The sequence below is a fragment of the Vibrio sp. HM8-C genome (assembly GCF_058630515.1).
Genome location: NZ_JBMMKS010000023.1, coordinates 42819 through 52992 on the forward strand (window position 1 = coordinate 42819; position 10174 = coordinate 52992).

General features: G+C 43.6%; 9 protein-coding genes. 8 read left to right on the forward strand and 1 reads right to left on the reverse strand.

Features of this window, described 5'->3' with window-relative positions:
* Positions 1–31: 31 nt before the first annotated feature.
* The 5 genes from ACOSVQ_RS19610 (at position 32) to ACOSVQ_RS19630 (ending at position 5135) form a co-directional block, all read left to right on the forward strand.
* Positions 32–862 (forward strand): transketolase, encoded by an 831-nt coding sequence (locus ACOSVQ_RS19610; protein ID WP_491984124.1) that lies wholly within the window; start codon positions 32–34, stop codon positions 860–862.
* Positions 855–1799, forward strand: coding sequence for a transketolase family protein (locus tag ACOSVQ_RS19615; protein ID WP_491984125.1), 945 nt, complete (start codon positions 855–857; stop codon positions 1797–1799). Before ACOSVQ_RS19610 ends, ACOSVQ_RS19615 begins: the two co-directional genes overlap by 8 nt.
* 1 nt (position 1800) lies before the next feature.
* Positions 1801–3282, forward strand: coding sequence for an FGGY family carbohydrate kinase (locus tag ACOSVQ_RS19620; protein WP_491984126.1), 1482 nt, complete (start codon positions 1801–1803; stop codon positions 3280–3282).
* 106 nt (positions 3283–3388) lie between these two features.
* Positions 3389–3964 (forward strand): RpiB/LacA/LacB family sugar-phosphate isomerase, encoded by a 576-nt coding sequence (locus ACOSVQ_RS19625; RefSeq protein ID WP_102955509.1) that lies wholly within the window; start codon positions 3389–3391, stop codon positions 3962–3964.
* Positions 3965–4190: 226 nt separating this feature from the next.
* On the forward strand, positions 4191–5135 hold the full coding sequence (locus tag ACOSVQ_RS19630; protein WP_102955510.1) for a sugar-binding transcriptional regulator: 945 nt from the start codon (positions 4191–4193) through the stop codon (positions 5133–5135).
* Positions 5136–5155: 20 nt separating this feature from the next.
* On the opposite strand, the gene ACOSVQ_RS19635 is transcribed toward ACOSVQ_RS19630, so the two are convergent.
* Positions 5156–6157 (reverse strand): LacI family DNA-binding transcriptional regulator, encoded by a 1002-nt coding sequence (locus ACOSVQ_RS19635; RefSeq protein WP_491984127.1) that lies wholly within the window; start codon positions 6155–6157, stop codon positions 5156–5158.
* 473 nt (positions 6158–6630) lie between these two features.
* Between ACOSVQ_RS19635 and ACOSVQ_RS19640 the strand changes: the two genes are divergently transcribed.
* From ACOSVQ_RS19640 to ACOSVQ_RS19650, 3 genes are all read left to right on the forward strand, one after another.
* Positions 6631–7962 (forward strand): enolase C-terminal domain-like protein, encoded by a 1332-nt coding sequence (locus tag ACOSVQ_RS19640; RefSeq protein WP_491984128.1) that lies wholly within the window; start codon positions 6631–6633, stop codon positions 7960–7962.
* Between the two features lie 294 nt (positions 7963–8256).
* Positions 8257–9309: a FecCD family ABC transporter permease gene (locus ACOSVQ_RS19645; protein WP_165314090.1), complete on the forward strand. Its 1053-nt coding sequence runs from the start codon at positions 8257–8259 to the stop codon at positions 9307–9309.
* Position 9310: 1 nt separating this feature from the next.
* Entirely contained in the window at positions 9311–10102 is a 792-nt protein-coding gene (locus ACOSVQ_RS19650; RefSeq protein WP_491984129.1) for an ABC transporter ATP-binding protein, read from the forward strand.
* Positions 10103–10174: the final 72 nt, after the last annotated feature.

Genomic DNA, 10174 nt, shown 5'->3' on the forward strand with positions numbered 1-10174 from the left:
ATATTCAATATTGAATATATTGGAGGTTGTTATGAATCCTTATCGTTTATCAACTGATGAACTTGCTAAGAAAGCCACCGATATTCGCAAACGAATTGTGGTGTTGAACTCTGAAAGCCCAGCTGGTGGTCATACTGGCGCGGACTTATCGCAAGTTGAAATCGTCACATCGTTATATTTTAGAATCTTAAATTGTTCACCCGATCGCCTAGATGACCCAGAGCGAGATGTTTACATTCAGTCGAAAGGGCACGCGGCCGGTGGTTACTACTGCTGTCTTGCTGAGGCTGGATATTTTCCAACGGATTGGTTATCGAGTTACCAACACGCAGATTCGAAACTTCCAGGGCATCCAGTGAAACACAAAACCCCTGGCGTGGAATTAAATACAGGCGCGTTAGGTCATGGTCTTCCGGTTGCCGTTGGTTTAGCACTTGCTGCTAAGAAGTCAGGAAGTAAACGAAAAATTTACGTTCTTACTGGAGATGGTGAATTAGCTGAAGGCAGTAACTGGGAGGCGGCATTGGTTGCTGCGCATTACGGCTTGGACAACTTGATCATCATTAATGATAAGAACAAGTTGCAGCTTGCTGGCTTCACGAAAGACATTATGAGGACTGATCCTCTAGATGAAAAATGGCGTGCATTTGGAATGCAGGTTACAGAGTGTGAAGGTAACAATGTGGAATCCGTTGTTTCAACGCTCGAAAATTTAAAATCTGAGGGCAAACCTCATGTTGTTATAGCCAATACCATCAAAGGTGCAGGTATCTCGTTTATAGAAGGGCGACCAGAATGGCATCACCGTGTGCCAAAAGGTGATGAAGTGACAATGGCATTGGAGGAGTTGAATCATGGGTAATGCAGAACACTTTGCAAACATTATGGTCGAGCGTTTTATCTCGGCAGTAGAAAGAGGTGTAGACCTTGTTCCCGTTGTTGCTGACTCAACTTCTACCGCAAAAATAGCACCTTTTATCAAGGCATTCCCCGATCGTCTAGTGAACGTCGGGATCGCTGAGCAAGCTTTGGTTGGAACCGCTGCGGGCTTAGCTTTGGGGGGGAAAGTTGCGGTGACTTGTAACGCTGCGCCATTTCTAATTTCTCGTGCAAATGAGCAAGTGAAAGTGGACGTATGCTACAACAACACAAATGTTAAGTTGTTTGGCCTGAACTCTGGTGCTAGTTATGGGCCTTTGGCAAGCACACATCATAGTATTGATGACATTTCAGTAATGCGTGGTTTTGGCAATATCGAAATTTACGCTCCGGCTTCCCCAACACAATGTCGCCAAATTATCGATTACGCAATTGAAAAACAGGGGCCTGTTTACATTCGTATGGATGGTAAAGAGCTACCTGAACTATTTGTTGATGGTTATCGCTTTGAGCCAGGAAAAATCGACGTATTGTCTGAAGGTAAAGATATCCTGCTTATCGGAATGGGATCAGCCATGCATGAAGTTGTGGATGCGGCAGCGATGCTTAAAGATCAAGGAGTTTCAGCGCAAGTCGTGTGCATAGCTTCTATTCGCCCTTGTGACGTAAACCAGATCGCGGCCAATCTCGCTGGATTCAAATCGGTGATTACAGTTGAAGAACACAACGTTAATGGCGGGGTAGGCGCGCTGGTTTCAGAAGTCATCGCAGAGTTTGGAACAGGCAATCGTTTAAAACGTTTAGGCATCGCAGATGGCGATTATGCGCTTGCTGCAGACCGTAAATCTTTACGTGCACACCACGGCTTTGATGCAAACGGAATATGTAAAACAGCACTTGAGATGGTTAAGGAGAACTAACATGTCTCAGCCATTTATCCTCGCTATTGATGAGGGTACAACCAATGCGAAAGCTATTGCTGTCAGTAAATTGGGCGCAGTTCTGAGTAAAGGCAGTGTTCCTGTAGAGTTGGCTCATCCAAACCCTGGTTGGGCTGAGCAGGACCCTGACGCTATCTGGAACGCGACCCAATCAGCGATTGAAGCTTGTTTGCAACAACTCGATGCAGAGTTGTTGGCTGGCATCGCAATTAGTAACCAGAGAGAGTCTGTTCTTATTTGGGACAGAAGTACTGGTCAGGCGTTAACGCCACTAGTGAGCTGGCAGTGTCGTCGTTCCGAGGAGATTTGTGCTGAAATCGCTAAAAAGCCGGAAGCTGAGTTAGTTAAAAAATTAACAGGCTCAGTTATCGATCCACTCTTTCCTGCTTCGAAAATTCGCTGGCTTTTGGACCATTTAGAAAATGGAACACAAAGAGCAATCGATGGTGAGTTGTGCGTCGGCACGGTGGATAGTTGGTTAGTTTGGAAGCTTACAGGTGGTCAGCAATTTGTCACTGACGCATCAAATGCGTCACGTTACCAGTTGTTTAACATTAGTACTTTTAGTTGGGACCCATTGTTGCTCGATCTCTACCAGATACCTCAACAATGTTTACCTAACGTCATTGCTTCTACAGGTGAAAGAGGTGTGACGGTTGGCCTATCAACGATAAAAGATGGCATTCCTGTACTTGCACAAGCTGGTGACTCTCACGCGGCGCTTTATGGCCAAGGGGGCTTCAATCCTGGCGTGGTAAAAGCAACTTACGGCACAGGAAGCTCATTGATGGTGAGGATCAATGAGTTCCCCAAAAATGACTATGGAGTTTCCACTACCGTAGCTTGGGATGATGGCAAACCAAGTCTGGCGATGGAAGGCAATATCACGCATACAGGCTCTGCGATTAAATTTATTTCAAAGATCTTGGGCATATCTGATATCACAAAACTCAGTGAGTTAGCTTGGTCGGTAACAGATAGCAGCGGTGTGTTTTTTGTACCTGCTTTGGCTGGACTGGGCGCTCCCCATTGGGATGCTAAGGCAAGAGGGCTCATTACGGGATTAACGGATGCCGCTACGCCAGCGCATATTGCCCGAGCTGCTTTTGAATCTGTCGCTTATCAAGTCGCGGATCTTTTCTTTGCTATGCAGCTATCTGGTGGCGCGAAATTTAGTGCGTTGTCAGTAGATGGTGGACCGTCTAAAAACGTAAACCTAATGCAATTTCAAGCTGACTTACTGCAAGTTCCAATTATTAGGAGTGAAACGACAGAGGTCTCTGCGCTAGGTGCTGCATTTATGGCAGGGCGAACGTTGCAATGGTGGCCTGAGTATCGAGATTTAGATGCTCTTTCAAAAGAAGTGCAAGTTATTAAGCCTAATCCAGAAAATACTGTCGTCCTAGAGAACTACAAACTGTGGAAAGTAGCGATTGATAGAGCTCGTTACAGTCCGAACTAATGGTTACAACAGAATATTTATGATGATGTTTAGTCGCTAGTAAATAGCTTTACGCAAACATCAACCCAAATCCTACATTACGTGAAGTACATCTTGGAGAATAAAAATGAAGTTAATTAAAGATAAAAAGATTTTAGTTGCTGCTGACTGGGCTGGTTTCCCTCTGAAAGAAGTCATTGTTAAGTACCTGGAAAGCAAAGGCTGGGAAGTAACCGATATTGGTGTGAAAGACCCTGATGATCCAAACGTAGAAATGTTTCACCGAATTGGTTTACGTGCGGGTTCAATGATCACAGAGAAAGAATTTGAACGTGCCATTATTTTCTGCGGTACAGGTATGGGTGTGCATCTTGCTGCTGCTAAATGCCCAGGAGTTCGTTGCGGTGTCGTTGAAAGCGTGCCTGCGGCTCGTCGTTGTGTGATAGGTAATGATGTTAACGTGTTATCACTAGGAGCATGGTATGTCGCTCCTGAGATGGGTAAAGCTGCGGTTGACGCATTTTTAAGTACTAAATTTGGTGATGACCATGAGTGGTGGCCTGATTTTTATGAGTACCATAAAATCGCCGTTGATGAGATGGACGCATTTGACTACGACGAATACAAAGCGAATGGTTTCCAAGTGAATAAACTAGGTGACTTAACATTAAGTTTAGTTGATAAACCAGAGCAATGTTGCTGATCTTTTGAGGCTGAATCATCGAATTGAAAGTCCTCAATTTTGTTTTAATTTCAGCTTTTTTGTCCTAGAGGCAAATTGACCCGCTGGGGGTTAATGAAACTTGGCCAACTTGTATCGCAAGTTGGTCTTTTTTCTTGTATAAACGAAGCATAGTATGAATTTTTATTCGAAAATGAATATAATGCCGGCGCTAGCTAGATGAGTACTTTATTGCAGAGGATATAGGATGTTAAAGAGAGATGAACAGCGCTTATTAGTGAAAATTGCGACACTTTATTATAACGAGGGTAAAAAGCAGTCTGATATCGCTAAAGAGCTTGATCTTTCACAGTCTTTTGTTTCGAGAGCGCTTTCTCGTTGTACTAAAGAAGGAATCGTGAAGATTACCGTTGTACAACCATCTAATGTTTACTTAAACGTCGAATCTGAGCTGCAAAAGAAATACTCATTGGTGCAAGCCATCATCGTTGATGTTACGGAAAGTGCAAGCGACGATGATATCAAACGTGCAATTGGGTCTGCAGCCGCCCACTATATGCAAACCTCGTTACCCGCTAACTCATTAGTTGGAGTATCCGCTTGGAGTGGCACGATTCGAGAAATGGTGGAGCAGTCTCATCCGTTAAGTATTAAAGCGAAAGGCGTTGTCCAGTTGTTAGGAGGGGTGGGTGTCAATGGTAATGCTCAAGCATCGATGCTGACTCACTCTTTGGCAGAAATGTTGAACTGTAAAGCGTACCTTCTGCCATCTCAGAGTATTGAACGAACTGTAGATTACAAACAAATGCTTCTTAAAACAGATGAAGTAAGTTCAGTAGTAAACATGTTTGATGAAGTGGATTTTGCTCTAGTGGGCATTGGTATGCTAGAGCCATCTCACCTGTTGAAATCGTCGGGTAACTATTACAAAGACGATATGGTGGAAGATCTTGCTGCACGTGGCGCAGTAGGGGATATCTGTCTTCACTATTTCGATGAAAATGGTAAGCCTGTTCTTGGACCGGATGAAGACCCTGTGATTGGCATGGATCTCGAAGTAGTCAAACGTTGCCCGAGAGTGGTGGCTTTAGCCGGAGGTTTAGATAAGTTAGCTGCAATTAAGGGTGCGCTCACTGGCGGCTATATCGATATCCTTATTATTGATGTTCATACAGCTAAAAAACTTCTTTGATTTTGCTGTACAGAGAGTCGTTAAAACGACTCTCTGTACTTAAAAGTAAACTCTAGATTGACGATTGGATTTTCAGGCAGATTTCCTTCAATTCTATCGGCGAGCATGTTTGCAGCTCGTTGGCCCATTCCAACTCGGTCAATGTTAACAGTAGTAATTGATGGCACGTTATATTCGGCAATATCTAAATCACCAAATCCAATAACTGCGAAATCGTCAGGAACCTTCATGTTTTGCTTATGAGCTTCAGCGATACAACCTTGTGCAAGGGTGTCTGAAGAACAGGCGATAACATCGAACGGTTGCTTTGATGCTAACAATGCCTGCATTCCTGTACGTCCAGATTGAATTTTGGCAGGGCTAGGAACTTGAGTGACCGTATGGTTAATCTCGTTTTGCTTTAAAACTTTGATTATTTCCTGCAGGCGTTTCTGCGCGCGCGAATCTTCTGCCCAAATAAGACCAACATGCTTGGGCTTTTTCTTTACGATCTCGTGTCCAATTGCTTCACCAATCTTGTCATGTGATAAACCAACCAGCATGTCGATAGGTGTTGGTGTTGAATCCCAAATCTCTACGACTGGAACTGAGGAATTAAGTATGATCTTCTTCAACCGATTATCGTGGTGAACACCTGTCAAAACAATGCCGTCAGGGCGATGTGACATCAATGACGAAACTATGTCGACTTCGCTTGCAGCGCTGTAATCTGAAACACTGAGCAAAACGTGATAGCCACGTTGAGCTAAACATCCCCTAAGTGCTTCGACGGTCTCCACGAACATGCTGTTGTTAATTTGCGGTACGACGACGCCGATTAAACCACTTTTGCTGGAAGCCAAAGCTCCAGCTGCTTTGTTTGGAATATAGCCAGTACTTTCGACGGCAGATTTCACCTTGTTGAGTGTTGCTTCTTTAACAACCGATGGGTTGTTTAAGGCTCGACTAACTGTCATAGCTGATAGACCTGCAACGCGAGCGACATCTTCTAATGTAGGGGATTTGGATTTGTTCGCTTTCAAAGATTAATTCCTGTTAGCCAGTGGTGATAGAAGAAGCCCATCTTTATCTATCGTTCTAAGCAAATTGCCGGAGATATTATCACAGTTGCTCTGAGACCAATGTAGGCATTCTATGATTACCATCAAAAATGTTAGCGATAAACAAAATGCATCAGGTGTAAGTTTTAAAATTAGATATGAGTAACGGTTTGGTATATGTGAGCTGATTTAATTGTGATCATTGAGGCAAATTTAACCGGATAGCATAGTTTTACGTTTGGCAAAAAGTTATAAATGTTTGCGCTAACATTTAAGTGATGACGAACAGATAAGTTTTTGCTTAAACCACTTTTTGAATAAAGAAGTGCTAAACATAAACAAGCAATGTGAAAGAGATTAGAAACACACGCTTGTAAGTTAAGAATTCATGGTAGGTTGCTACGGCGACCTGAGTCATTGCTCATTCATGAGCCCTAACCATAAAGGTATAAGACATGACATCTCCAAAAGTTACCGAAGTTAAAGTTATTCCTGTTGCTGGTCGCGACAGTATGTTGCTAAACCTAAGCGGTGCGCACGCACCTTTCTTCACTCGTAACATCATTATTATTACTGATGAGTCGGGCAATCAAGGTGTGGGTGAAGTACCGGGAGGCGAGAAAATTCGTCAAACTTTGGAAGATGCAATTCCACTGATTGTTGGCAAAGGTATCGCTGAATACAAAAACATTAAGACTGCAGTTTCAAAAGCGTTTAATGACCGTGACTCTGGTGGTCGTGGTAAACAAACGTTCGACCTACGTACCACGATTCATGTGGTTACGGCTATCGAAGCTGCATTACTAGATCTTCTTGGTAAACACCTTGGTGTTAACGTGGCGTCTTTATTGGGTGACGGTCAGCAACGTGATTTCGTTGAAATGCTGGGTTACCTGTTCTTTATCGGTGATAAAGACGTAACGGATCTGCCATACCAAAACCAAGATGAAGACGAGTGTGAGTGGTATCGAGTTCGTCACCAAAAAGCGATGACGCCTGAAACGGTTGCTAATCTAGCAAAAGCTTCTCATGCGAAATACGGTTTCCACGATTTCAAACTGAAAGGCGGCGTTCTTTCTGCAGATGAAGAAGCATTGGCTGTAAAAGCAATCAAAGCAGCATTCCCTGAAGCTCGCGTTACTCTTGATCCGAACGGTGCATGGTCTCTAGATGAAGCGATTCGCATTGGTCTAGAGCTTAAAGACACGTTAGCTTACGCTGAAGATCCATGTGGCGAAGAAAATGGTATGTCTGGTCGCGAAGTATTGGCGGAATTCAAACGTCGTACTGGTCTACCAACAGCAACGAACATGGTTGCGACAGATTGGCGCCAAATGGGTCACTCTCTAAGCCTGCAATCAGTCGATATCCCGTTGGCTGACCCTCATTTCTGGACAATGGAAGGTTCAGTGCGCGTTGCTCAAATGTGTCATGAGTTTGGTTACACTTGGGGTTCACACTCAAACAACCACTTTGATATTTCGCTTGCGATGTTTACTCACGTAGCGGCAGCGGCGCCTGGCAATATTACTGCAATTGATACTCACTGGATTTGGCAAGAAGGCAACCAACGTCTAACTAAAGAGCCTTTCCAAATCGTTGACGGTAAAGTGCAAGTACCAAATAAACCAGGTCTAGGTGTTGAACTGGATATGGAAAAAGTGGAAGAAGCACACAAGCTTTACATGGACAACTGCCTAGGTGCGCGTGATGACTCTATCGGTATGCAATATCTGATTAAAGATTGGAAATTCGACCCTAAACGTCCATGTTTAGTGCGTGACTAAGCTCTAATTCCAAATCGGTACAAGAACAGTTATATACACGAGACTAACACTTGAAGTGATGTTCTAACGTTAATTTCTGTATAGCTCTGTAACGGCTCTAAAGACCTATGAAAATAGACTTTGGAGCCGTTTTTTTGCTTGCGAATAAAACTATAAATACTAGCAATTATCATTTGCATAATGTTAACATCTGACCGTAAAAATTTAACCGAACCTTGTGGCGTATCTAAGGCTGGAAGCTATAGAAAACAAGGTTTGGAGAATAAGCACTATCTATAAATTTGGTGAGTTAAGATGCTATCGGATGTATTACAGCAGGCCGTTGAGGCGCAGCGAAAAAGCGAAAAGCGTCGAGGAATGATATTAACCAGTTTTGGCGTTTTACTCGCCGCTTCTTTTGTTCTCGATATTATGACTGGCCCTTCAATGATTGATGCGAGCTCAGTGATTTACGCTCTGCTTCAGTGGGCAGGTTTACCATTCCAAGTGGATGATTCAACGCAAGTCATCGTCAGTAACTTACGTTTGCCGATTGCTCTGATGGCGATTTTTGTGGGTGGCTCGTTGGGAATGGGCGGGGCAGAAATGCAGACCTTGCTGAATAACTCCATGGCAAGCCCTTATACATTAGGTATGGCTGCAGCAGCGGGTTTCGGTGCAGCATTAATGCTTTACACTGGTTCTTTGGGTATCGATAGCAATATAGCCGTACCTATTGGCGCGTTTGTCTTTTGTATGCTGTCGGCGTGTTTTCTTTTTGCGCTGGCGTCAGTTCGTCATATCGGTTCAGGGCAATTGATCCTAGCTGGTATCGCGCTGCTGTTCCTATTCCAATCTTTGTTATCTCTTGTGCAGTTTATTTCGTCACCTGAGTTGAGCCAACAGATCTTGTTCTGGCTATTCGGTAGTCTTTCAAAAGCGACGTGGACAAACTTAGCGATTACCGCAGCAGTAGTGATGGCTAGCTTGTTCTTGTTACTTCAGGACTCATGGAAACTGACCGCATTGAAACTTGGCGAAGAGCGGGCAAAAAGTCTTGGCGTAAACATCGTCAAGCTGCGCTTAAAAACCTTGTTGATTGTTGCTGTGATGACTGCAACGGTCACCAGTTTTGTTGGCATCATCGGTTTTATCGGTATTGTTTCACCTAATATCGCCAAGATATTGGTGGGTGAAGATCAGCGTTTCTTCCTTCCGCTTTCTTTCCTTATCGGTGCATTTTTGCTTTCTACTGCATCCGTGTTATCAAAAGTGATTGTACCGGGCGCTCTGTTCCCAATTGGTATTGTGACCGCCATTATCGGTGTGCCTTTCTTCTTCTGGCTCATCATCGCAAGGAGAAGATAAGATGCTTGAAGTAATCCCTATGTTGGAAGTAATGAAGCTTAACGTACGGTTAGGTGAGTTAGTTTTAGCAAAAGATATCAGTTTTAAGCTTAAACAAGGGCAGGTTAACGTTATTCTTGGCCCGAACGGCACTGGTAAAAGTACACTACTGAAAACCTTATTTGGCGATGTCAAAACCGAAAGTGGCGAGATTCAGTACGGCAAAGACGTTCTTTCTAAAAAGTCTCTTGGTGCTTGGCGTACGAAGTTTGGTTATATGCCGCAAGATATTCACCTTGATGTGAATATGACGGTCATCGAAGTTGTTCTTCTGGGTAGACTTGATGCTCTTAGCATGCGTATTGAAACCAAAATGTTGGAAGAGGCGTTAGGCATTTTGCAGAGCATTGGTTTAGAACATCTTGCTAATAGAGATGTGAGAACATTGAGTGGTGGTCAGTGTCAGATGATATTGTTTGCACAAGCATTGATGCGTAGTCCTGAAATTCTAATGCTTGATGAACCTGTCAGCGCATTGGATTTACACTATCAACATGTCTTGCTCAACCATCTGGTCACACAAACCAAACAGCAAAACTACACCACATTAATGGTTCTGCATGATCTTAACTTGGCAGCTCAATATGCCGATAATCTTCTGATATTAAAGCAGGGTGAGTTGAGAGCGTTTGGTAGCCCGCAAGAGCTTTTAACTAGCGAACTGATCCACGAGCTTTATCATGTGGAAGCTGACGTTCTTACCGATGAAAATGGAACGCCATTTGTTCGCACGCGTCGTCCGAGTGCTGCGTAACTCAGAACGTTTATTCGTAGCGTTGAGATATGAAGATATAAAAAAGCCAGAACAAATGTTCTGGCATTTTTG